Genomic DNA, 21,725 nt, shown 5'->3' on the forward strand with positions numbered 1-21,725 from the left:
CCCGCAAGGGGGAGGGAAGGCGCGCGTGATCTAGAGGAGCGGCGGCATGATGGAGAATGCGCCTGCGCGCGAAGCTGCGCGGGATACGAACCAGCACGACGTGCTGCTGGGCGTCGAGAAAATCCAGAAATCCTTTCTCAGCTTCCGGGCGCTGGATGGCGTGGATTTCGATATCCGCGCCGGGGAAATCCATGCGCTGCTGGGCGAGAACGGCGCGGGTAAATCCACCTTGATTAAGGTGCTGACCGGGGTGCACAAGCCGGATTCCGGCGTGATCCGCTTCGAGGGCCGCGAGGTCACGATCCGCGATACGCTGCAGGCGCAGCATCTGGGTATCGGGACGGTCTATCAGGAAGTCAACCTTCTGCCCAATCTCTCGGTCGCCGAAAACCTGTTCATCGGCCGCCAGCCGAAGCGCTTCGGCTTTGTCAACCGCCACGAGATGGAAGCCAAAGCCCGGGCGCTGCTCAAGCAATATGGCGTCGATATCGACGTCTCGGCGGACCTCTCGCGCTATTCGGTGGCGGTGCAGCAACTTGTCGCCATCGCCCGCGCCGTCGATCTCTCCGGCAAGGTGCTGATCCTCGACGAGCCGACCGCCAGCCTCGACGCGCATGAGGTGGAGATGCTGTTCAGCGTCATGCGCCAGTTGAAGGCGCGCGGCATGGGCATCGTCTTCATCACTCATTTCCTCGATCAGGTCTATGCCGTCAGCGACCGCGTCACAATCCTACGCAATGGGCGGCTCGCGGGCACGGCGCTGACCGCGAATCTGAGCAAGATCGAGCTTGTCTCCCTGATGCTGGGCCGCACGCTCGCCGAGGCGACCCATGCCAGCCGCCGCGCCGCGCCCGACACTGGGGAGCGGCGCATCTCGTTCAAGCAATATGGCCTGTCGCGCAGCATCGCGCCGTTCGATCTCGATATCGGCACGGGCGAAGTGGTGGGCGTTGCCGGGCTGCTCGGCTCGGGCCGCACGGAAACGGCGCGGTTGCTGTTCGGCATCGACGTGCCCGATAGCGGCAAGGCCACCATCGACGGACAGGAAATCCGCATCCGCAACCCACGCGATGCCGTGGCGGCGGGCTTCGGCCTTTGCCCGGAAGATCGCAAGACGGATGGTATCATCGGCGACCTCTCGGTGCGCGAGAACATCGCTTTGGCCTTGCAGGCCCGGCGGGGATGGATGAAGCGTCTTTCCAGCCGCGAGCAGGAGGAAATCGCCGACCGCTTCATCAAGGCGCTCGATATCCGCACCACGGATATGGAAAAGCCGATCAAGTTCCTCTCCGGCGGCAACCAGCAAAAGGTCATTCTCGCCCGCTGGCTCGCCACCAATCCGCGCCTGCTTATCCTCGACGAGCCGACACGCGGCATCGATGTCGGCGCGCATGCCGAAATCATCGCGCTCATCAACAGGCTCTGCGACGAGGGCATGGCGCTGGTGGTCATTTCCTCGGAGATCGAGGAGATCGTCGCCTATTCGACCCGCGTGCGCGTCCTGCGCGATCGCGCGCATACCGCCGAGCTGACGGGAAGCGACATCAACGCCGGAACGATCATGCGAACGATCGCGGCGGATAGTGGGAAGGGGCATTAGGATGGTAGCGTTATCTGGAGCGGCGGCGGCGCTCACCCCCCTCTGCCCTGCCGGGCATCTCCCCCACAAGGGGGGAGATTGGCTGACATGGCCTTCGGCCTCTAATCGCCAACGTCTACGATTAGTGCCGCGAATCTATGGAGGCCTGATCTCCCCCCTTGTGGGGGAGATGCCCGGCAGGGCAGAGGGGGGTGTCTTGGCGCCGACGTTTCCACACGAAAGGTTCCCACAATGAACCGTTTCATCCCCGCCTCCCTGACCAAAGCCACACCCCAGCTCCTCTCGCTGGCGATCATCCTGTTCTGCAACTACCTCGCCTTTCCCGGCTTTTTCGACATCCGCTTCCAGGACGGGCGGTTCTTCGGCAGCGTCATCGACGTCCTGAACCGTGGCGCGCCCGTCGCGATCCTCGCCATCGGCATGACGGCGGTCATTGCCACCAAGGGCGTCGATCTTTCGGTCGGCGCGGTCATGGCGGTGTCGGGCGCGGTGGCGGCGACGCTGGCGGTGCAGGGCTATCCCCTCCCCTTGATTGTGCTGGCGGCGTTGGGGGTTGGGCTGCTCTGCGGCCTATGGAACGGACTGCTCATCGCGTTTCTCGACCTGCAGCCGATCATCGCCACGCTGATCCTGATGGTGGCCGGGCGCGGTATCGCGCAGCTCATCACCGAAGGCACTATCGTCACTTTCAACGATCCCGGTCTCATCTTCTTCGGCACCGGCTCCGTGCTGGGCTTTCCCATGCCTGTCGTGCTGGCGGCGGCGCTGGGGCTGGCGGCGATCCTGCTGGTGCGGCGCACCGCGCTGGGGCTGCTCATCGAGGCCATCGGCGTCAACCGCAGCGCCAGCACCTATTCCGGCATCAACAGCCGCTTGATCCTGCTTCTCATCTATGGGTTCAGCGGGCTTTGCGCGGGGCTCGCCGGCATTATCATCGCCGCCGACATCAGGGGCGCGGACGCCAACAATGCCGGGCTGTGGCTGGAACTCGACGCGATCCTCGCGGTCGTCATCGGCGGTACCTCGCTGCTGGGCGGGCGGTTCAGCATCCTGATGTCGATCCTCGGCGCGATCATCATCCAGGCGATGAACACCGGCATTCTCATTTCGGGCTTTCCGCCGGAATATAATCTCATCCTCAAGGCGGCCGTCATCATCATGATCCTGCTGGCGCAATCCGCCTCGGCTTCCGGCCTTTTCGGCTTCGTGAAACGCGAGCTGAAGCCGGCCAAGACGGATCCCAAGGAAGTTCAGCCATGAACACCCGGCTCTTTCCCTTTTACGCCACGCTGCTGATCTGCGCGCTGCTCTATGCGGCCTGCGTGATCCAGTTCCCGAACATGCTGTCGACCCGCGTCATCGGCAATCTCCTGACCGACAATGCCTTTCTCGGCATCGCCGCCGTAGGCATGACCTTCGTCATCATCTCCGGCGGCATCGACCTTTCGGTCGGCTCCGTCATCGCCTTCACCGGGGTGCTCATCGCCGTGCTGGTGACGCAGCACGGCGTCCATCCGCTCGCGGCCTTTGCCATTGCGCTGGCGCTTGCCACGCTGTTCGGCGCGGCGATGGGCGCGATCATCCATTATCTCGACGTGCCGGCCTTCATCGTCACGCTGGCGGGGATGTTCCTCGCGCGGGGGCTCTGCTTCGTGCTGACCACCGAATCCATTCCAATCAACCACACCTTCTATACCGATTTGCAGGGGCTTTACTGGCGCATGCCCGGCGGCGGCAGGCTGACGCTGGTCGGCGGGCTGATGCTGGCCGTGTTCGCGGCGGGCATCATTGTCGCCCATTTCACCAAGTTCGGCTCCTATATCTATGCCATCGGCGGCAACCGCACATCGGCGGAGCTGATGGGCGTTCCGGTGGCGCGCACCACAATCGGCATCTATGCGCTTTCGGGCTTTCTCGCCGGGCTTTCGGGCATCGTCTTCTCGCTCTATACCTCGGCCGGCTATTCGCTTTCGGCTGTCGGCGTCGAGCTCGACACCATCGCCGCCGTGGTGATCGGCGGCACATTGCTCACCGGCGGGGTGGGCTATGTGGCAGGAACATTCTTCGGTGTGCTGATACAGGGCATCATCCAGACCTATATCGTGTTCGACGGCACGCTTTCGAGCTGGTGGACCAAGATTGTCGTCGGGATATTGCTCTTCGCATTCATTGCGTTGCAGCGTATCCTGGTATTTTTGTCGGAACGGCGGGTAGCAGGGGGCGCCAGGGCATGAATCGGATAAGATCATGCCTGAGATCAACGAGGAGTAACGGGTGACGATCGATCGAACGAAGCTTGGCCAATATGATTTCAGCACGGCGGCGCCGTCGCGCACCCATCATGCCCATGTCATGCATGATCTGGGCTTAAGCATCGTCAAGGGTCTCTATGCCGAGAACAGCATTTTACCAGGCGACGCCGAGCTTCTGGAACGCTTCGGCGTGTCGCGCACCGTCCTGCGCGAGGCGCTGAAGACGCTTGCCGCCAAGGGCCTCATCCAGCCCAAGGCCAAGATCGGCACGCGGGTGCGCGAGCGTTCGCAATGGAACCTGTTCGACCCGGATATTCTCATCTGGCATTTCGAGGCAGGCGTCGACCTGAAATTCATGGAAAGCCTCGCCGAAATGCGCCTGTCGCTGGAGCCGGAGGCCGCGGCCCTGGCGGCGCAGCGGCGCACCGACCAGCAATTGACCGACCTCTATCGCTGGGCCGACCGCATGGGCGACCGCAACGATACGGCGCAGGATTTCGTCTATAGCGATTTGCAATTTCACCTGACGATCGCCGAAGCCTCGGGCAACCCCTTCATGCGTTCCTTAAGCGCATTGATCGAGGTGGCGCTGGTGACCGCTTTCACGCTCTCCTCGCCCATCCCCGACACGGAACGCCACGTGGCCTCCGCCCGCAAACATCGTGCCATAGCCGACGCCATAGCTGCAAAAGACCCGGACGCCGCCCGCGCAGCGATGCGACTCGTCATCTTCGAGGGCGCGGAACGGGTGGCCGCGGCGGAGAAGGGCAAGAATGAGGTGCCGAGGGTGCGGACGCTGTAGGCAGGGGAACGGAGATCTGGACTGTTCTTGATAATTACCTTCCGACGATATATATCATGGTATCTATCAGGAAGTGGAAGCGCCCATGACGACGAAAGTTGCGAAGATATTCACGACGGGCCGCAGCCAGGCTGTGCGGCTTCCCGCAGAATTCCGTTTCGAGGAGAGCGAGGTATTCGTGCGCCGCGATCCCAAGACGGGCGATGTCATTCTGTCGCGTAAGCCGGATTCTTGGGACGGCCTCTTCCAGCTTTACGGCAAGGATCAGGTGCCCAATGACTTCCTGGACGCTGCCGACCGCCGCCAGTCTTCGCAGGACCGTGATCCGTTCGAAGGCTGGAAAGAATGACCGGCTGGATGCTCGACACCAACATTGCCAGCCATATCATCAAGGGTGATCGACCCGAGGTCATTGAAAAGCTGGTCGCGCTGCCGGTAACGGATGTCGTCATCTCATCCGTTACGGAAGGAGAGCTCCTGTACGGCCTTGCGAAGCGCGGCTATCCCAAGGCGCTGACGGAACGGGTCAGGCAATTTCTCCTTCGCGTCGATGTCCTCCCCTGGGACCATCAGGTCACGCAGGTCTATGGGGATTTGCGGGCGGCTTGTGAAGCCAAAGGCGTGACATTGGCCCCTCTCGATATGATGATCGCAGCCCATGCGGTTGCCGTGGACGCCACGCTCGTCACCCGCGATAGAGCATTTACCCGGGCTTCGGCACCTTTGAAGATTGACAATTGGGTGAACGAACGAAACTGAAAGCTTTCCATATTGGGAAGGCAATCTCAGACGGAATCCCGCCAACTTCTAATATATATTCCTCGATTTATTAATTTTGAATAGACCACAGCTTAGCTTTAGATAAAAAACGGTGCGCTTATACGCTGGCCTCGCTCCACTCTCGAGACGCTAACAAACGTTCTACCATCTAGAACATATCGTTGTTACTTCAGATAAGCAATGTATTTCTTATGAAGAAGATTCAATCTCTCTTGATTAAACTTAAAAAAACTCTAATAACAATTTGATATTATTGTATAAACAATAAATCTATATCACGCTTCATCAACATGGTTAAAAATTATCTATTGCAAAAAGTAAATTTCAGGTACAAATTCATACATATCCGCGAATCACGCGAATACACTTAACACTTCAGTACACATGGAGAAGAAATGTGCTCGTAACTCTTGCCGCATTGCTGCTGCTTGCAAACATCGTTTCTCTTATCATGGAGAGACGGCGGTTTGCGCTCAGTGGCGATAGCTGGGCAAAGGGCATCACGGCGCCGGACCGGCTGGATTATGTTCCAACCGGCTTTGGCGCGAGCATGGTGATCGATGATGATCTGATGGGGCAGGATTTGCCGCGCAATCCGCATGGGCACGGCTATTGCCATTCGACCGCGCCGCCGGGCACGGCGGTCGTGCTCGGCGACATGCGGTTCCGCGCGGCCTTACAGCAAGCCGCGTGTGGCGAGGTTGCGCATGAGCGCGGCGGTGCCGAACACCCATGGCGGGCACTCGGTCGAGAGCCGGACCGTGTTCACCAGGCTGCCCAGCTCGGGATTGGAGATGGTGACGACGTCGCCCATCTTGTGCGTGAAGCCCTCGCCTTCGATGTCGCGGTCCTCGACGGGCGCGAACAGCGTGCCCATGAAGAGCATGAATCCATCGGGGTATTGATGGTGGGCGCCGATGGTCTGCGCGACGAGGTCGAGCGGGTCACGGCTGATCTCACGCATGGTGCTGTGACCCCTAAGCATAAAGCCGTCCTTGCCCTCGATCGAAAGGTCGAGATCGGCGTTGCGCACATTGTCGATCGTGTAGGTCTCGTCGAACAGGCGGATGAAAGGCCCGAGGGCGGCGGAGGCGTTGTTGTCCTTCGCCTTGCCCAGGAGAAGCGCGGAACGGCCCTCGATGTCGCGCAGATTGACGTCGTTGCCGAGCGTGGCCCCCCTCACCTCTCCACGGCTGTTGACCGCCAGCACGATTTCCGGCTCGGGATTGTTCCAGCGCGAAATCGGATGCAGGCCGATCGAGGCCCCCCAGCCGACCGCGGAAAGAACCTGCGCCTTGGAAAAGACCTCGGCGTCGGGGCCGATGCCGACTTCGAGATATTGCGACCAGACACCCTCTTCGATCAGCGCGGCCTTGACCCGGGCTGCCTCCGGAGAACCGGCCTTCAGATTGCGCAAGGAGTCGCCGATGATCGCCGTGACGCGCTCCCGGATCTTGAGCGCCAGCGCCGGATTTCCGGCGGCCTTTTCCTCGATCACGCGCTCGATCATCGAACGGGCGAACGTAACGCCGCAGGCCTTGACCGCCTGCAGATCATTCGGAGCCAGAAAGTGAATCTTAGACAAATCGCCCGCCGCTTCAACCGATTGCGCGGCGACCTCGTCAAGGAGCAGAAGCCGTTCGCCGGCCTGGGCACGGACGAAGGCGACCGGATCCTCCATTTCGAAGAGATCGCGCATGGTGGGCGCCTGCCGGGTGGTGATGTCGTAAAGCACGCCGTCGCGCAGGGCGACCAGCGCCGGCCCCCTCACATCGGGGCGCCATACGCGCCCGACAAACGTTCCGGTGCCGAAAGCTTCAGCCGATATGGTCATGGGTCTCCTCCGAATGCTGCCGGCGATTCCCCGGCCAGCGCCTGTCAAATCCGCGTTCAGGTGGACACTGTCATCGCAGACGCCGCCGGTTCGTTCAAGCCTTGCGAGCCCGGGAAAGAAGAATCAGCCCTGCTGGAAATGAACGCATCGACCTCGCACAGCGGCATCGGCCTGCCGGTCAAATAGCCCTGCACCTCGCCGAACTGCTCGCTCTTCAGGCGGTGCAATTGCTGCGCGGTTTCGACGCCCTCGGCGGTGGTGGTGATGTTGAAGCCCGAGCCCAGCACGGCGACCGCCTGGATGATGGCGAGGTTGCGGCTGTCGGCCTCGATGCCCGAAACGAAGCTGCGGTCGATCTTGATCTTGTCGAAGGGGAACGACCTGAGATAGCTGAGCGAGGAATAGCCGGTGCCGAAATCGTCCATGGCGATGCGCACGCCGAGCTCGCGCAAGCCGTAAAGCAGTTGGATATTCTGGCGGCTGTTGGACAGGAAGATAGATTCGGTGATCTCCAGCTCCAGCCGATGCGGCTCCAGCCCCGCTTCCTCAAGCGCCCTCGTCACGATGTCGAGCAGTTCCGGCTGGCCGAACTGCACCGGAGACAGATTGACGGAGACCTTGATCGGCTTCGGCCAGCGCGCCGCCGCCAGGCAGGCTTCGCGCAGCACCCATTGGCCGATGCCGGAAATGAGCCCCGTTTCTTCGGCTACCGGAATGAATTCCATCGGGGATATCATGCCGCGCTGCGGGTGATGCCAGCGGATCAGCGCCTCGAAGCAGGAGATGCTGTCATCGGCCAGCGAAAAGATCGGCTGGTAGTGAAGTTCGAACTGCCCCTCATTGAGCGCCTGGCGCAGTTCCAGCGTCAGGAGATGGCGCTTTTCGGCGGCCAGCCGCATGGACTGCTCATAGAAACGGAATGTGGAGCGGCCGTCGGCCTTCACGGCATGGAGGGCAAGATCTGCATTGCGCAGCAACAGGTCCACATCGTCGCCATGTTTCGGCGCCAGCGCGATGCCGACGCTGCAGCTGACATATTCCTCCTTGTCATCCACGCGGAAAGGCTCAGCGAAGGCGGCGAGCAGCTTTTCGGCGAAGAGGCTTATCGCTGCCATCTCGCCGCTCATGAAGACAATCGCGAATTCGTCGCCATCGATGCGCGCGAGAAAATCCTCCGGCGAAATCAGCCGGTGCAAGCGCGTGGCCACCTCGCGCAGCAGGCGGTCGCCCGCCGGATGGCCGATACTGTCATTGACCTGCTTAAACTGGTCAACGTCTATATAAAGCAGGGCGAACGGCGCCGCCTCGTGCTCCCGGATAAGGAGCTTGCTGACATGGCGGGTGAAATAAGCTCGGTTGGGCAGGTCGGTCAGCGCATCATGCAGCGCGACATGCTCGATGCGGGACAGGATTTCCTGCCGCTCCGTCACATCCTCCAGAAGCCCGATCAGATAGCGCGGGCGGGAGCCGTCATCGGTGGGGATGCGCCGCTTGATAGTTCGAATGATGCGCGTCTGGCCATCGGGACGCACGAGTTTCTGCTCGATCGGCAGCATGTCGCTGCGGCGCATGGCGACCTGGTCCTGCCGGTTCAGGCGGACCGCCTCGCGGCGCGGATATACGGCCCCGGTCGTCTTGCCCAGAACCTCGGATGGCGCGCGACCGCTGATGCCGCCGGCGGCCTCGTTATAGAGCACATAGCGTCCGTCCTGTTCCATGTCCTTGACGAAAACGCCGAGCGGCAGGTTGGCGACGAGATTATCGAGGAGCGAGCGGGTGTGATGCGCCTGCCGATAGGCCTCACTCACCTCGGTGCGGTCTTGCACAATGGCGAGAATGGCTTCGCGCCCGCGGAAGCGCACCAGCCGGCCATAGGTCAGGACATCGATGATCTCGCCATCGGCCTTCAGATGCTGCCATCGTTCCGGACGGTCGAGGTCGGATTTCTCCCTGATAGCATCGAGCATACGGTCGCGCTCGGCGGGCGGGCGGATGTCGAGGACGGTCAGTTCCTGGAATTGTTCGCGGCTATAGCCATAAAGCTCGATTGCCGCCTTGTTGATGATGAGGAATTTGAGGGTTTCGGGATCATAGACCCACATGGGCGTCGGATGGGTGGTGAAGAGAACGCGGAAATCCTCATCCGGCTCCGGCTCCAGGTCGATATCCCTTGCTGACCGCGACATCCGATTATTCCCCTCGCGTATGTTTTGTCCCCCAGCGAAGGAAAGCATCAAATTCTAAACAAACAATGTTGCGCGTTGATTTTACTGAATCTTTGGCGCTCTTTGCTTTTCCTGGCGCTGGAGCGGTTCATGTTTTGATGGAATCGCCAAGCGCCCTCGTGGTTCGAGGCTCACTCCCCCTTCGGGCCTCGCTACGCTCGCTCCTCAGGGTCCAATCGCACCTCACCATGAGGGCTATTTGAGCGCCGCGCCCCTCCACTTCATTCTGCAGCGCCGGCGCCCCTTCACCCTCATCCTGAGGTGCTCGCGAAGCGAGCCTCGAAGGGCGAGGGTGAAGGGATTCGCCATCCCCCCCGAACGGCGGGTTACTCCTTGAAGATCGGATCCTGCGTGAACATGCCGCCCTGGTAGATCGACATCGGCGAATCCGCTGCCGGGCGTCCCTGCTCGGCTTCGAGCTCCGCGCGGAAACGTTCGGCATTGTCCTTGGGACGCCAGCCGAGATAGGCGGCGTGGGAATTGTCCCACCATTTGCTGTCATTATCCGAAATGCCCCAGATGATCGGGCAGCCCAGCATCGGCGCGCGGAAGACGCACTCGATCAGCGAGCCGAAATCGTCATAGGACATCCAGGTCGAAAGCATGCGGTGGTTCTTCGGCTTTTCCATGCAGCTGCCGATGCGCACCAGCGCCGTTTCCTGCCCGAACTTTTCGAAATACATCCGCGCCAGCGCCTCGCCGAAGCATTTCGACACGCCGTAGAGTCCATCGGGACGCATCGGCGCTTTCGCGTCGATATATTGGTCCTGCCGATAGAAGCCGACCGTATGGTTGGAGCTTGCGAAGAGAATGCGCGGTTGGCCATGCGCACGGGCTGCTTCGTAGAGATTGTAAAGGCCGAGCAGATTGGCGTTGAGGATCTTGGAGAACTTGTCCTCCACCGAAATGCCGCCCAGATGGAGAATGCCGTCGCAGCCTTCCACAAGTTTGTTGACGGCATCGGCATCGCCAAGATCGCAAGTCACAAGTTCCTCATGCGGCGCAGCCTCGCCCAGATCGGTGATGTCAGACAGCCGCAGCACATCGGCAAAACCCTTCAGGCGCGGCCGCATGGCACGGCCCAGCCCGCCGGCCGCACCGGTAATCAACAGTCGTTTCACGATATTCCTCCAGTTCCCAGCCGGTGCGATCCATGCGCATTCGGCGTCAAACTCATCATACAGGTTGACGAACCGAGGTCAATAAGTCGTATATGAAGGAAAATACATCGAAATCCGGAGGAGACGGCCTGACCCGTCAGGCGGAAGGTGGGAGACGTTCATGAGCTTTGAGGTCCATAGTACGCTGACGACGCGCCTTGCCGACGCGCTGCGCAGGGCGATCGCCACCGGCCAGTTCCCGCCCGGCAGCAAGCTGCCGAGCGAGGCGCAGTTGACCGAGGCGCATGGCGTCAGCCGCACCGTGGTGCGCGAGGCCATCGCCGCACTGCGCTCCGACCGCTTGGTGGAAACGCGTCAGGGGGCCGGCGTGTTCGTGCTGGAAGGCCGCGCCCAGCCGCCCGCGCCGCTGTCGCTGCGCAATGTCGACCATGCGCGCGTTTCCTCGATGATCGAGTTGTTGGAGCTGCGAACCGCCGTGGAAGTCGAGGCCGCCGGGCTTGCAGCGCTGCGGCGCTCGCCGGCGCAGGAGGAAGTCATTTTGGAGCGGCACTATGCGGTGCGGCTTTGCCTCGAGGCCGGACAGCCAACCAGCGAAGCCGATTTCGCCTTTCATCTGTCGATTGCCGAGGCGACCAATAATCCGCGTTTCCGCGAGTTCCTGGCGCTGATCGGCAAGAATGTCATCCCGCGCGCGGCGCTGCGCAATGACGATTTCGAGTCCGACCAGGAATCCTACATCGGGCTTCTTGTCGATGAGCATGAGGAGATCGTTGCGGCGATTTCCAGCGGCGACGAGGACGGCGCGCGCGAGGCGATGCGGCGTCATTTGCGCGGCAGCCAGGGCCGCTATCGCGAGCTGCTGCGCGAACAGCGCAAACATGTATGATAGGTTATTGACAGCGGATTGTTGAAATCATATGACAAGTTTGCCTCAGGAGGCACAAGGAGGATAATCCAGAAAATGACGCCGCAAGAAATCAAGGCAGCACTCGGCTCGGGCTTGCTGTCATTCCCCGTCACGCATTTCGACGCAGAGGGCAAGTTCCAGCCCGAAAGCTATCAGCGCCATATCGAATGGCTGGCGGGCTTCGAAGCTCCGGTGCTGTTCGCCGCCGGCGGAACGGGCGAATTCTTCTCGCTGGCGCCTGCGGAAATCCCCGGCATCGTCCGCGCCGCCAAGGAAGCGGCGGGCAAGACGGCCATCGTCTCGGGCTGCGGCTTCGGCACACATGTCGGCGTGGAGCTGGCGCGTGAAGTCGAGAAGGCCGGCGCCGACGGCATCCTGCTGCTGCCGCATTACCTCATCGACGCCCCGCAGGAAGGGCTCTACAACCACATCAAGCGCATCTGCCAGTCGGTCGGCATCGGCGTGATGGTCTATAACCGCGACAATTCGGTGCTTGCGGTGGACACGCTGAAGCGTCTTTGCGACGAGTGCCCGAACCTGATCGGCTTCAAGGACGGCACCGGCGAAATCGGCCTCGTGCGCCAGGTCACGGCGACCATGGGCGACCGCCTCACCTATCTGGGCGGCATGCCGACCGCCGAGCTCTTCGCCGAGGCTTATCTCGGAGCGGGTTTCACCACCTATTCGTCCGCCGTGTTCAACTTCGTGCCGCAGCTGGCAGTGGAGTTCTACAAGGCGCTGCGGGCCGAAAATCGCGCCCGTTGCGAAGAGATTTTGAAGGACTTCTTCTATCCCTTCATGGCGATCCGCAACCGCCGCAAGGGGTATGCCGTCGCTGCTATCAAGGCCGGCGTGCGCCTGCAGGGCTTCGATGCCGGCAAAGTGCGCCCGCCGCTCGACGATTTGACGGTGGAAGAAGAAGGCATGCTCGAAGCGCTGATCGCGCCTTGGAAGCGGTAAGATGAAGATCGCGGCGGTTCGCACTCATCTCCTCGAACACCGGCTGTCCGTGCCGTTCGAAAGCGCGTCGATGCGCTTTGACCGGCGACTCCATGTGCTCGTCGAAATCGAGTGTGATAATGGCCTGACCGGCTGGGGCGAATGCCTCGGCCCGGCGCGCGCCAATGCCGCCGTGGTCGCCGCCTATACGCCTTGGCTCATCGGCGCGGACCCGCTGGAGACGGAAAAGATCTGGGCGCGGCTCTATAATGCGCTGCGGGACCAGGGCCAGCGCGGGCTGACCGTGACGGCCCTGTCCGGCATCGACATTGCGCTCTGGGATATCAAGGGCAAGCATTTCGGCGTGCCTGTTTCCACGCTGCTTGGCGGGCGCTTCCGCGAGGAAATCCGCGCCTATGCCACCGGCGGGTTCAAGCGCGAAGGCGTGGACCGTGTGGAGGACAACGCGACCGACGCGGCGCGCTACCGGGACGAGGGTTTCCACGCCACCAAGATCAAGATCGGCTTCGGCGTCGAAGAAGATATGGCCGTCATCCGCGCCGTGCGCGAGGCGGTCGGGCCGGACATGCGGCTGATGGTGGACGCGAACCATGGCTATGACGTGCTCGAAGCCGTGGCGCTCGGTCGCCGCGCCGCTGAATATGGCATCGACTGGTTCGAAGAGCCTGTCGTGCCGGAGCAACTGGACGCCTACCGCGCGGTGCGCGCCGGGCAGCCGATCCCGGTTGCAGGCGGCGAGACCTGGCACACACGCTGGGGCATGAAGGAGCCGGTCGAGACACGCGCGGTCGATATTCTCCAGCCCGATCTCGCCGGAGTGGGCGGTTTCACCGAGGCAAAGCGCGTCGCGGACATGGCGGCGCTTCATGGCGTGCGTGTCGTACCGCATGTGTGGGGCACTGCGGTTCACATCGCGGCAGCGCTGCAATTCATGGCAGCACAGGTGCCGAATCCCGTTCGCATCAACCCGATAGAGCCGATCCTTGAATTCGACCGGACGGATAATCCGTTCCGGCAAGCGGTGGTCAAGGCGCCGATCGAACACAAGCGCGGGGTGGTCAAAATCCCGGATGGACCCGGGCTCGGCATCGAGATCGACCGCGATGCGCTTGCCGAGTTCCGGATGAAGGATGAATAGAATGCTGGTCAGAACGCTTTCCGGAACGCCGCCCAAGACTATCCTGCCGAAAGGCGCCGTCGATACGCAGATGCATATGTATCTGCCCGGCTTTCCCGCCCTCCCCGGCGGGCCGCCGCTTCCGGCCGGCGAACTTCCCGGCCCCGATCAATATCGCCAGCTCATGCGCTGGCTCGGTATTAGCAGGGTGATCATCACCCAGGGCAATGCGCATCAGCGCGACAATTCCAATCTCATCGCCTGCCTCAAGGAAATGGGCGACATCGCTCGCGGCGTCGCTTCCATCGACGGCGACACGCCCGACGCGGAACTCGACGCGTTGGCTGAAGCGGGCGTCGTCGGCGCGCGCATCATGGATCTGCCGGGCGGAGCCGTCGGGCTTTCGGCGCTGGAGGCCATCGATGAGCGTGCCGCATCCCGCGCGTGGATGCTCGCCGTGCAGTTCGACGGTAGCAATATCCTCGAACATGAAGCACGGCTTGCAAAACTCAGATCCCGCTGGGTGCTCGACCATCATGGCAAGTTCTTTTCCGGCGTCACGCCCGACAGCCCGCAGATCGATGCGGTCAAGCGGCTGATTGATGGCGGTAATTGCTGGTTCAAATTCGCCGGCGTGTATGAGTCCTCGAAGAGCGGCGGGCCTGACTATGCCGATGTCGCTGCTGTCGCCCGCGCCATTGCCGCCTACGCGCCCGAACGGATCGTCTGGGGCACGAACTGGCCGCACAATCTGGCGAAGACCCAGGAAGAATACCCCGACGATGCGGCGCTGACCGACACGGTTCTCAGCTGGCTGCCGGATGAGGCGGCGCTGAGGCTCGCTCTCGTCGACAATCCCGAGCGCCTCTTTGGCCTACCGCCATTTGAGGAAAAGGGGGACTGACACATCGACCCGAAGCAAGGAGGCTTCGGGGTTTTTTCAACGGAGGAGGACGACATGAATATCGCCAAACCACTATACCTCGCCCTGGGCCTCGCCTTAGGCGCAGGGACCGCGCAGGCGCAGGACATCACGCTGCGCTCCGCGGACATCCATCCCGACGGCTATCCGACCGTCGAAGCGGTCAAATATATGGGCCAGCTCGTTTCAGAGCGCACCAATGGCCGCATCAAGATCAATGTCTCGAACAATGCCTCGCTCGGTAGCGAGAAGGACACGATCGAGCAGACCCGCTTCGGCGTCATCGACATGAACCGCGTCAACGCCGCGCCGTTCAACAATCTCGTGCCGCAGACCGTGGTGCTCGGCCTGCCCTTCCTGTTCCGCGACACCGACCACATGCACAAGGTGGTGGACGGCCCCATCGGCGAAGAAATCCTCGCCGCTTTCGAGCCGCACGGCCTTGTCGGCCTCGCCTACTACGATTCCGGTGCGCGGTCCTTCTACACCAAGAAGCCCGTCGAGAAGCTGGAAGATCTGAAGGGCATGAAGATCCGCGTCCAGCAGTCCGATCTGTGGATCGCTATGATGGATGCCTTCGGCGCCAATGCCACCCCGATGCCCTTCGGCGAAGTCTATTCCTCGCTCGAAACCGGCGTCGTGGACGGGGCGGAAAACAACTGGCCATCCTATGAGTCCTCGCGCCATTTCGAAGTGGCCAAAAACTTCACCCTGACCGAGCATTCGCTCAACCCGGAAATCCTCGTCATGTCCAAGATCAGCTGGGACAAGCTGACGCCTGAGGATCAGAAAATCATCAAGCAGGCCGCGAAGGATTCGGTCGGCAAGATGCGCGAGCTATGGCTGGCCCGCGAGAAGGAATCCGAAGCGAAGGTGCGCGCGGCCGGCGTCAATGTGATCAAGGTCGACAAGGCTCCCTTCATCCAAGCCATGAACCCGGTCTACGACAAGTTCGTCACCGATCCGAAGCTGAAGGATCTGGTCGAGCGCATCCGCGCCGTCAACTAATTCAAGTCATGCGGCCGGCCCGGAAACATTCCGGGCCGGCTTTTTTGTAATGATGGAGGCGCGTGCCCCCGAATACCCCCCTCTGCCCTGCCGGGCATCTCCCCCACAAGGGGGGAGATTGGCTGGCATAACTTCGGCGATCTTCCTGCAACGTTGCAGATTGGCGCCGAACATTCATGAGGGCGTAATCTCCCCCCTTGTGGGGAGATGCCCGGCAGGGCAGAGGGGGTGTTTGGAGCCAGCGTTTGATTACTTCCATCCCCGCCTCTGGAGGAAAGGCAATGTTGCGTTTCATGCAATCCGCCCGGCCCGTACTGGCCGTACTAAGCCGGGCGTCACTCTACATCGCCGGCATCGGGATGGTCGCCATGACGGCGATTGTCGGTTGGCAGGTTTTTGCCCGCTATGTGCTCAACAACACGCCCAGCTGGTCGGAGCCGCTGTCGCTCTATCTGATGTCGTGGTTCATCATTCTTGGCGCGGCGGTGGGCGTGCGTGAATCCGTGCATCTCGGCCTCGACTTCGTTCGCCATTCCGCCCCCCCGGCGATGCAGCGCACCATGGACCTTGTGAGCCTCGGCCTCATCGTCCTCTTCGGCATCGCCATGACCTGGTACTCCACCTCGCTCGCCATCGGCACCTGGGGCGCCAGCATTCCCGTGCTCGGCTGGCCGGGCGGCGTCGATTTCTTTCCGATGATCGCGGGCGGCCTGCTGATTTCCATCTTCGCCGCCGAGCGCTTCGTCGATGTTGCCGCCGGTGAACATACCGCGGCCGAAATGGTCGCGCAGGAGCTCGCGTAATGGCGTATACCATTCTCTTCGGTGTCTTCGCCATGCTGATGTTCATCGGCATGCCGATTGCCTTCTGCCTCGGCATCGCCTCGCTCGCCACGGTCCTCTATATGGGCATGCCCCCGGTGGTGGTGTTTCAGCAGATGAACTCCGGTATGAATGTGTTCGCCATGATGGCGATCCCGTTCTTCATCTTCGCCGGCGACCTGATGGTGCGCGGCGGCATCGCCGACCGGCTGATCCGCTTTGCCGCCGGTCTGGTCGGGCATTTGCGCGGCGGCCTCGGCCAGGTCAACATCGTGGCGTCGACGCTTTTCGGCGGCATTTCCGGCTCTGCCGTCGCCGATGCCTCGGCTGTGGGCGGGCTGATGATCCCGCAAATGGCGGCGCGCGGCTATGACCGCAGCTATGCCGTCAACGTCACCGTCAACGCCGCCATTATCGCGCTGATGGTGCCGCCGTCGCATAACATGATCCTTTATTCGATCGCGGCGGGCGGAAATGTGTCGGTCGCCGACCTCTTCACCGCCGGCATCATTCCGGGCCTGCTGCTTGCCGGCGCGCTGATGGTGACGGCCTATATCGTCGCCCGCAGGCGCGGCTATCCGGCGGAACCCTTCCCCGGCCTGCGCCGCCTGGGCTATTACATGCTCGCCTCGTTTCCGGGCCTGCTCCTGATCGGCATCATCTTCGGCGGCGTCCGCTCCGGCGTTTTCACCGCCACGGAAAGCTCCTGCATCGCCGTGGTCTACGCGCTGCTGGTGTCGCTTTTCGTCTATCGCGAGCTCGATTGGCACGGCTTCGTGGAGGCGGTGCTGGGCGCGGTGCGCACTACGGCCATGGTGCTGCTCGTCATCGGCGCGGCGGCCTCGTTCAGCTGGCTGATGTCTTTCCTGCAGGTGCAGCAGGCGCTGGTCGGCATCATCGGCGCGATCTCGGACAATCCGATTATCGTGCTTTTGCTCATCAACATTATCCTGCTGATGCTCGGCACCTTCATGGACATGGCGCCGCTGGTCATCATCACGACCCCGATCCTGCTCCCGGTAGTGAAAGCCTTCGGCATCGACCCCGTGCATTTCGGCGTCGTCATGATCCTCAATGCAGGCATCGGCCTCAACACCCCGCCGGTCGGCACGGTGCTCTTCGTTGGTTGCGCGGTGGGCAAGATCACCGTCCGCGAGGCGATGCGCACGATCTGGCCGTTCTTCGGCGCGAGCGTCGCAGTGCTGTTGCTGGTAACCTACATCCCGGCGCTGTCGCTCTGGCTGCCGAGCCTGTTCAGGTGAACCGATAGGTCGGCCACAAGAGCGAGGCGGTCAGGATTTTCCGGCCGCCTCTCTTTTTTCTTAGCGGCCCGCTTTGAGGTAAAGCGTAAAATATGGAACGCCGTTTTCAGTTTCGGTAACCCAGCCAGTCAAAGCGTGGGTGTCCTTGTCGCCGTTGACGGTAAGGATACCGCTCTCGACAAGATACGCATGATCGAATGCACTGCCGCCCATTCCCCGGAATCGTAATTTGCCTTTGTTGTCGCCCTTCGTCTCGGTAAGGAAATTGAGCAATCCCTTCGGGAGACTTATAGGCCCGCCGATAAATTTAAATGGGTTCCGATCATCACCAAGGCCGGCGAAGGTGATAACTGCCGCTCCCGGTGCGATGGCAAATACAACATCGTCGTCGCCGAAACTGATGCTATCGCAGGAGATGGTTATGGAGGCGGTATCTTCGACCTTGATGTCGGCGGATTCGAAGCTCATCGTCGGTGCCTGCAGCCGGCTAATGGAATCCGCTCGGCAGGATATATCTTCATTGTTGATTTGCAGAGCCGCGACTCTGTCCCCCGGGTTCAAGGAGGTGGCAACGGCTTCGAATGAGATGCCCGGCGTCGAGGTCGGACCTCCTTGTAAAGGGGGAGCTCCGTAAAGTGTTATCCTTCCGCCAAGGAACTCAATGATATTGGATATTATGCTGGCCGACCCTTGCTCATACACATTTACATCCCATGTCGCGCTTAGCTCGATGTCGGGTGTCGCTACGCTCTGTGATGTGCGGAACAACCCGCCCGGACGGACGTCGACTGTCACAGCCGGAGATTGATCTTCTATGAAATCGTTAGGGGCTGACGCCATAATGGTCGTGTCATTGATAATAAAACTGCCAGTTATATCAATTTTGACATATTGTATCCTATTGCTGCCAAGACTTAATATTCTTGGCGGATCTCCCGGCTGAGACTGAATCTCAAGCATACCGCCCTTTATAGTGATCTGGGTGGTCACTCCTTTTTGGTAATTCGTTCCAGCCCAGTATGCTGTACCCTCCCCCGGCCGAAGGATCAAATGACCACCATCGCCCGTCATGGTGAAGCTTTTGCCGCTGTTTTTGTTAAAGGCGCTGAAGTCCGCAGCAGTCAGCGTCTGCTGCCCATATCTGTCGCCGTCGTAGGTGTCGTCCTGGTCGGGATGCCAGACGAAGCTTCCATCGGTCATTGCTCTCTCCTCTTCAACCATTCCCAATGAATTGGGTTGCATTGAAAGAGCTTATGCTACTTAAAATTGACTGGCAATAACCCAATGCTCTCTGAAGCATCTCCATCTAAACCGCCAGTTCCGTTTCGCGGTCAAAGAGATGGATGTTCCCGGGCGCGATACTGAGACGGACAGTCGCGCCGCGCTCCACGCCGGGCCTGCCGCCATGGGCGATCACGAGATGGTGCAGCCCTAGGGCGGTGGTGACGAAGGTCATGCTGCCGGTGGATTCCACGCTTTCCACCGCCGCATCGAGGACGAGCCCGCCGCTCACCGGCGCTAAGGAGAGGTGCTCGGGCCGCATTCCTGCCCAAAGCCGCGCGCCGGGATTGAGCTGCCGGTCAAGGATCAGGGGAGCAGCGGCGGCGCCCTCTACCGTGATCGAGCGCCCATCCGCCCCCACGGTAACGGGTATGAAGTTCATGGCGGGCGAGCCGATGAAGCCGGCGACGAATTTGTTGGCGGGCCTGTCGTACAGGTCGAGCGGGCTGCCCTGCTGTTCCACGACGCCTGCGCGCATGACGACGATATGGTCCGCCATGGTCATGGCCTCGACCTGGTCGTGGGTGACATAGACCGAGGTCGCGCCGAGCCGCTCATGCAGCTTGCGGATCTCCGAGCGCATATGGACGCGCAGCGCAGCGTCAAGATTGGAAAGCGGCTCGTCGAACAGGAACACTTGCGGGTTGCGCACGATGGCGCGGCCCATCGCAACGCGTTGCCGCTGGCCGCCCGAAAGCGCCTTTGGCAGCCGGTCAAGGAGATTGCCCAGGCCCAGCGTTTCCGCCGCCGCGCGGGTGCGCTCGAGGATTTCCGGTTTCGGACGGCGCTTCAGGCGCAGCGAATAGTTCATGTTATGCTCGACATCCATATGCGGATAGAGCGCATAGGACTGGAACACCATGGCCACATCCCGCTCGCGCGGCGGCTTGCCGATGACGCTTTTGCCGGCGATGCGGATATCGCCGGAGCTGGTCTTTTCCAGCCCCGCCAATGTGCGCAAGAGGGTGGACTTGCCGCACCCGGACGGGCCGACCAGCGCAACGAAGGAGCCTTGCCGAATGGCGATGTCGATATCCTTCAGCGCGTGGAACCCGGCATAGTGCTTGTTCAGGCGGTCGATTTCGATCTGAAGCATGGGTCACCTCATTTCAGCGCGCCGGCGGTGAGCCCGCTGACGATGCGCCGCTGGAGCAGGACGAAAATCACGAGAATGGGCGTCACATAGATCGCCGTGTAGGTCATGATGCCGTTCCAGTCATTGGCTTCGGGGCCCATGAAGGATTGGAGCCCGACCGTCGCCGTCTGCAGCTCATTCTTTGAGATGAGCGAGCGGGCATAGACATATTCGCCGAAGGACTGAAGGAAAATCAGGACCGACGTGACGAGGATGCCGTTTCGAGCCAGCGGCAGCATAATATTGAAGAACGCGCCGATGCGCGATGAGCCATCCACCAGCGCCGCGTCCTCAAGCTCACGCGGCACCTGCACGAAGGTGGCGCGGCAGAGGACAATATAGAGCGGCAGCATCTTGGCCGCCTGGGCCAGCGTCACCGCAAGGCGCGGGCTGGCAAGAAGGCCCAGCTGGTTGAAGGCGACGAAGATCGGCGTCACCATCAGCGAAGACGGCAGCACCTGCAGCATCAGGATGGTGAAGAGCGCCATGTCCATCCAGATATTGCGCACCCGTGCCAGCGCATAGGCGCAGCCGGTGCCGAGCACGGTGACGATGAAGGTGACGCCGATGGCGATGATGAGCGAGTTCCAGAGATAGCGGCCCATATCCCGCGCCTGCCACACCTGGAAGAAATTCCATTGCGGGTCGCTGGGCCAGAAGCCCGGCGGATACTGGAAGATTTCCGTGCTGCCCTTGAAGGCGGTCAGATACATCCAGTAGAGCGGAAAGAGATAGACGCCCGTAAAGGCAAGGCCGAGGATGAGAAGGATGGTACGTTTCACCTGATCGCTCCTCAATAGCTGTGTTCATGCCGGGTGGAGCGGACATAGACCGCCGCGACCACGATGACGAACAGGATCATCAGCACCGACACGGCGCTGCCGAGCGAAATCTCGTAGGTCTGGAAGGAAAGCTGCCAGGACCAGTATTGCGCCACGTTGGAACTATCAGCCGGGCCGCCTTGGGTCAGCGCCGCGATGAGGTCGAACTGTTGCAGTGTGAAGATGATACCCAGCGAAATGACCGCGCCAAGCTGCGCGCGCATCAGGGGCAGCGTGATCGTGCGGAAGCGGGTCAGTGCCCCCGCCCCGTCGAGTTCCGCCGCCTCGTAGACATCGCGCGGAATGGCGGCGAGGCCGACCGAGAGCAGGATCATGTTGAAGGGAATGCCGAGCCAGACATTGGCGATGATGACGGCATAGAGCGCGATATCGGGGTCGGAGAGCCAGAAGATGCGCTCTTGCGTCAGGCCCAGCGACATCAGGATGTAATTGAAGACGCCGAAATCCCCGGCGAGCAGCCATTTCCAGATCGCGCCCACCACCAGCGCCGGCATGATCCACCCGGCGAGGAACAGGCCACGCAGATAGGATGCCCCGGGGAAATCCTGCTGGAAGAACAGCGCCAGCCCGAAGCCGATGGAAAGCTGGAAGATGATGGAGAGGACGACGAACTTCACCGTGTTCCAGAAGACGAGGGAAGCGATCGGCTGCGAGAGGATGTCGTAATAATTCTTGAGGCCGACGAACGGGCGATTGAACGAAGCCAGCGTGAACATGTCGACCGTCTGCAGCGACATGATGACGTTGTAGATAATCGGAAAGGCCGAGAACGTCACGAGATAGGCGAGAGCAAGCGCGAGGAGCAGGATATCGAACCCGCTGCCGTCCCGGATTGTGCGGATGATGTGCTGCATGT

General features: G+C 61.3%; 20 protein-coding genes. 13 read left to right on the forward strand and 7 right to left on the reverse strand.

Annotated elements, in window-relative coordinates:
• Positions 1-46 precede the first annotated feature (46 nt).
• The 6 genes from ytfR (at position 47) to IEX53_RS01685 (ending at position 5,413) form a co-directional block, all read left to right on the forward strand.
• On the forward strand, positions 47-1,600 hold the full coding sequence (gene ytfR / locus IEX53_RS01660; protein WP_236015988.1) for a galactofuranose ABC transporter, ATP-binding protein YtfR: 1,554 nt from the start codon (positions 47-49) through the stop codon (positions 1,598-1,600).
• Between the two features lie 231 nt (positions 1,601-1,831).
• Positions 1,832-2,860: an ABC transporter permease gene (locus IEX53_RS01665; protein WP_188820790.1), complete on the forward strand. Its 1,029-nt coding sequence runs from the start codon at positions 1,832-1,834 to the stop codon at positions 2,858-2,860.
• On the forward strand, positions 2,857-3,834 hold the full coding sequence (yjfF, locus tag IEX53_RS01670) for a galactofuranose ABC transporter, permease protein YjfF (protein ID WP_188820792.1): 978 nt from the start codon (positions 2,857-2,859) through the stop codon (positions 3,832-3,834). Before IEX53_RS01665 ends, yjfF begins: the two co-directional genes overlap by 4 nt.
• A gap of 118 nt (positions 3,835-3,952) precedes the next feature.
• Positions 3,953-4,654 (forward strand): FadR/GntR family transcriptional regulator, encoded by a 702-nt coding sequence (locus IEX53_RS01675; protein ID WP_188821100.1) that lies wholly within the window; start codon positions 3,953-3,955, stop codon positions 4,652-4,654.
• 85 nt (positions 4,655-4,739) lie between these two features.
• Positions 4,740-5,003 carry an antitoxin gene (locus tag IEX53_RS01680; protein ID WP_188820794.1) on the forward strand — a complete coding sequence of 88 codons (264 nt, stop codon included), beginning with the start codon at positions 4,740-4,742 and terminating at the stop codon, positions 5,001-5,003.
• Complete coding sequence (locus IEX53_RS01685; protein ID WP_188820796.1) at positions 5,000-5,413, forward strand: type II toxin-antitoxin system VapC family toxin; 414 nt, start codon at positions 5,000-5,002, stop codon at positions 5,411-5,413. The genes IEX53_RS01680 and IEX53_RS01685 overlap by 4 nt, the downstream gene beginning before the upstream one ends.
• 697 nt (positions 5,414-6,110) lie before the next feature.
• Here the strand turns inward: IEX53_RS01685 and IEX53_RS01690 are convergent.
• The 3 genes from IEX53_RS01690 to IEX53_RS01700 all read right to left on the reverse strand — a co-directional run bounded on the left by IEX53_RS01690 (position 6,111) and on the right by IEX53_RS01700 (position 10,614).
• Entirely contained in the window at positions 6,111-7,268 is a 1,158-nt protein-coding gene (locus IEX53_RS01690) for a fumarylacetoacetate hydrolase family protein (protein WP_188820798.1), read from the reverse strand.
• A 56-nt stretch (positions 7,269-7,324) separates the two neighbouring features.
• A complete protein-coding gene (locus tag IEX53_RS01695) occupies positions 7,325-9,454 on the reverse strand; it encodes a putative bifunctional diguanylate cyclase/phosphodiesterase (protein WP_188820800.1) in 2,130 nt (709 codons plus the stop codon).
• A 365-nt stretch (positions 9,455-9,819) separates the two neighbouring features.
• On the reverse strand, positions 9,820-10,614 hold the full coding sequence (locus IEX53_RS01700) for an NAD-dependent epimerase/dehydratase family protein (RefSeq protein WP_188820802.1): 795 nt from the start codon (positions 10,612-10,614) through the stop codon (positions 9,820-9,822).
• Between the two features lie 160 nt (positions 10,615-10,774).
• Between IEX53_RS01700 and IEX53_RS01705 the strand changes: the two genes are divergently transcribed.
• The 7 genes from IEX53_RS01705 (at position 10,775) to IEX53_RS01735 (ending at position 17,611) form a co-directional block, all read left to right on the forward strand.
• Positions 10,775-11,500, forward strand: a complete 726-nt coding sequence (locus IEX53_RS01705; RefSeq protein WP_188820804.1) for a FadR/GntR family transcriptional regulator — start codon at positions 10,775-10,777, stop codon at positions 11,498-11,500.
• A gap of 75 nt (positions 11,501-11,575) precedes the next feature.
• Positions 11,576-12,481 (forward strand): 5-dehydro-4-deoxyglucarate dehydratase, encoded by a 906-nt coding sequence (kdgD, locus tag IEX53_RS01710; protein ID WP_188820806.1) that lies wholly within the window; start codon positions 11,576-11,578, stop codon positions 12,479-12,481.
• 1 nt (position 12,482) lies between these two features.
• Positions 12,483-13,619, forward strand: coding sequence for a mandelate racemase/muconate lactonizing enzyme family protein (locus IEX53_RS01715; protein WP_188820807.1), 1,137 nt, complete (start codon positions 12,483-12,485; stop codon positions 13,617-13,619).
• Position 13,620: 1 nt separating this feature from the next.
• Positions 13,621-14,502: an amidohydrolase family protein gene (locus IEX53_RS01720; RefSeq protein ID WP_188820809.1), complete on the forward strand. Its 882-nt coding sequence runs from the start codon at positions 13,621-13,623 to the stop codon at positions 14,500-14,502.
• Between the two features lie 54 nt (positions 14,503-14,556).
• Positions 14,557-15,528: a TRAP transporter substrate-binding protein gene (locus IEX53_RS01725; protein WP_188820811.1), complete on the forward strand. Its 972-nt coding sequence runs from the start codon at positions 14,557-14,559 to the stop codon at positions 15,526-15,528.
• Positions 15,529-15,809: 281 nt separating this feature from the next.
• Positions 15,810-16,331 (forward strand): TRAP transporter small permease, encoded by a 522-nt coding sequence (locus IEX53_RS01730; protein WP_188820813.1) that lies wholly within the window; start codon positions 15,810-15,812, stop codon positions 16,329-16,331.
• A complete protein-coding gene (locus IEX53_RS01735; protein ID WP_188820814.1) occupies positions 16,331-17,611 on the forward strand; it encodes a TRAP transporter large permease in 1,281 nt (426 codons plus the stop codon). The genes IEX53_RS01730 and IEX53_RS01735 overlap by 1 nt, the downstream gene beginning before the upstream one ends.
• Positions 17,612-17,671: 60 nt before the next feature.
• On the opposite strand, the gene IEX53_RS01740 is transcribed toward IEX53_RS01735, so the two are convergent.
• The 4 genes from IEX53_RS01740 to IEX53_RS01755 all read right to left on the reverse strand — a co-directional run bounded on the left by IEX53_RS01740 (position 17,672) and on the right by IEX53_RS01755 (position 21,723).
• Positions 17,672-18,811 carry a hypothetical protein gene (locus IEX53_RS01740; protein ID WP_188820817.1) on the reverse strand — a complete coding sequence of 380 codons (1,140 nt, stop codon included), beginning with the start codon at positions 18,809-18,811 and terminating at the stop codon, positions 17,672-17,674.
• Positions 18,812-18,917: 106 nt separating this feature from the next.
• The gene (locus IEX53_RS01745; protein ID WP_188820819.1) at positions 18,918-19,988 is read right to left on the reverse strand and encodes an ABC transporter ATP-binding protein; all 1,071 of its coding nucleotides are present in this window, start codon (positions 19,986-19,988) and stop codon (positions 18,918-18,920) included.
• 8 nt (positions 19,989-19,996) lie between these two features.
• On the reverse strand, positions 19,997-20,809 hold the full coding sequence (locus tag IEX53_RS01750; protein ID WP_236015989.1) for a carbohydrate ABC transporter permease: 813 nt from the start codon (positions 20,807-20,809) through the stop codon (positions 19,997-19,999).
• An 11-nt stretch (positions 20,810-20,820) separates the two neighbouring features.
• Complete coding sequence (locus tag IEX53_RS01755; RefSeq protein ID WP_188820821.1) at positions 20,821-21,723, reverse strand: carbohydrate ABC transporter permease; 903 nt, start codon at positions 21,721-21,723, stop codon at positions 20,821-20,823.
• Between the last annotated feature and the right edge of the window lie 2 nt (positions 21,724-21,725).

Source organism: Paramesorhizobium endophyticum, from assembly GCF_014640615.1.
Classification (GTDB): Bacteria; Pseudomonadota; Alphaproteobacteria; order Rhizobiales; family Rhizobiaceae; genus Paramesorhizobium; species Paramesorhizobium endophyticum.

Coding starts and splice junctions, on each gene's coding strand:
- yjfF (WP_188820792.1), top strand. CDS start 2,857: ATGAACACCCGGCTCTTTCCCTTTTACGCCACGCTGCTGATCTGCGCG.
- IEX53_RS01675 (WP_188821100.1), top strand. CDS start 3,953: ATGCATGATCTGGGCTTAAGCATCGTCAAGGGTCTCTATGCCGAGAAC.
- IEX53_RS01665 (WP_188820790.1), top strand. CDS start 1,832: ATGAACCGTTTCATCCCCGCCTCCCTGACCAAAGCCACACCCCAGCTC.
- IEX53_RS01735 (WP_188820814.1), top strand. CDS start 16,331: ATGGCGTATACCATTCTCTTCGGTGTCTTCGCCATGCTGATGTTCATC.
- IEX53_RS01705 (WP_188820804.1), top strand. CDS start 10,775: ATGAGCTTTGAGGTCCATAGTACGCTGACGACGCGCCTTGCCGACGCG.
- IEX53_RS01715 (WP_188820807.1), top strand. CDS start 12,483: ATGAAGATCGCGGCGGTTCGCACTCATCTCCTCGAACACCGGCTGTCC.
- IEX53_RS01755 (WP_188820821.1), bottom strand. CDS start 21,723: ATGCAGCACATCATCCGCACAATCCGGGACGGCAGCGGGTTCGATATC.
- ytfR (WP_236015988.1), top strand. CDS start 47: ATGATGGAGAATGCGCCTGCGCGCGAAGCTGCGCGGGATACGAACCAG.
- IEX53_RS01730 (WP_188820813.1), top strand. CDS start 15,810: ATGTTGCGTTTCATGCAATCCGCCCGGCCCGTACTGGCCGTACTAAGC.
- IEX53_RS01690 (WP_188820798.1), bottom strand. CDS start 7,268: ATGACCATATCGGCTGAAGCTTTCGGCACCGGAACGTTTGTCGGGCGC.
- kdgD (WP_188820806.1), top strand. CDS start 11,576: ATGACGCCGCAAGAAATCAAGGCAGCACTCGGCTCGGGCTTGCTGTCA.
- IEX53_RS01695 (WP_188820800.1), bottom strand. CDS start 9,454: ATGTCGCGGTCAGCAAGGGATATCGACCTGGAGCCGGAGCCGGATGAG.
- IEX53_RS01725 (WP_188820811.1), top strand. CDS start 14,557: ATGAATATCGCCAAACCACTATACCTCGCCCTGGGCCTCGCCTTAGGC.
- IEX53_RS01745 (WP_188820819.1), bottom strand. CDS start 19,988: ATGCTTCAGATCGAAATCGACCGCCTGAACAAGCACTATGCCGGGTTC.
- IEX53_RS01720 (WP_188820809.1), top strand. CDS start 13,621: ATGCTGGTCAGAACGCTTTCCGGAACGCCGCCCAAGACTATCCTGCCG.
- IEX53_RS01740 (WP_188820817.1), bottom strand. CDS start 18,811: ATGACCGATGGAAGCTTCGTCTGGCATCCCGACCAGGACGACACCTAC.
- IEX53_RS01685 (WP_188820796.1), top strand. CDS start 5,000: ATGACCGGCTGGATGCTCGACACCAACATTGCCAGCCATATCATCAAG.
- IEX53_RS01680 (WP_188820794.1), top strand. CDS start 4,740: ATGACGACGAAAGTTGCGAAGATATTCACGACGGGCCGCAGCCAGGCT.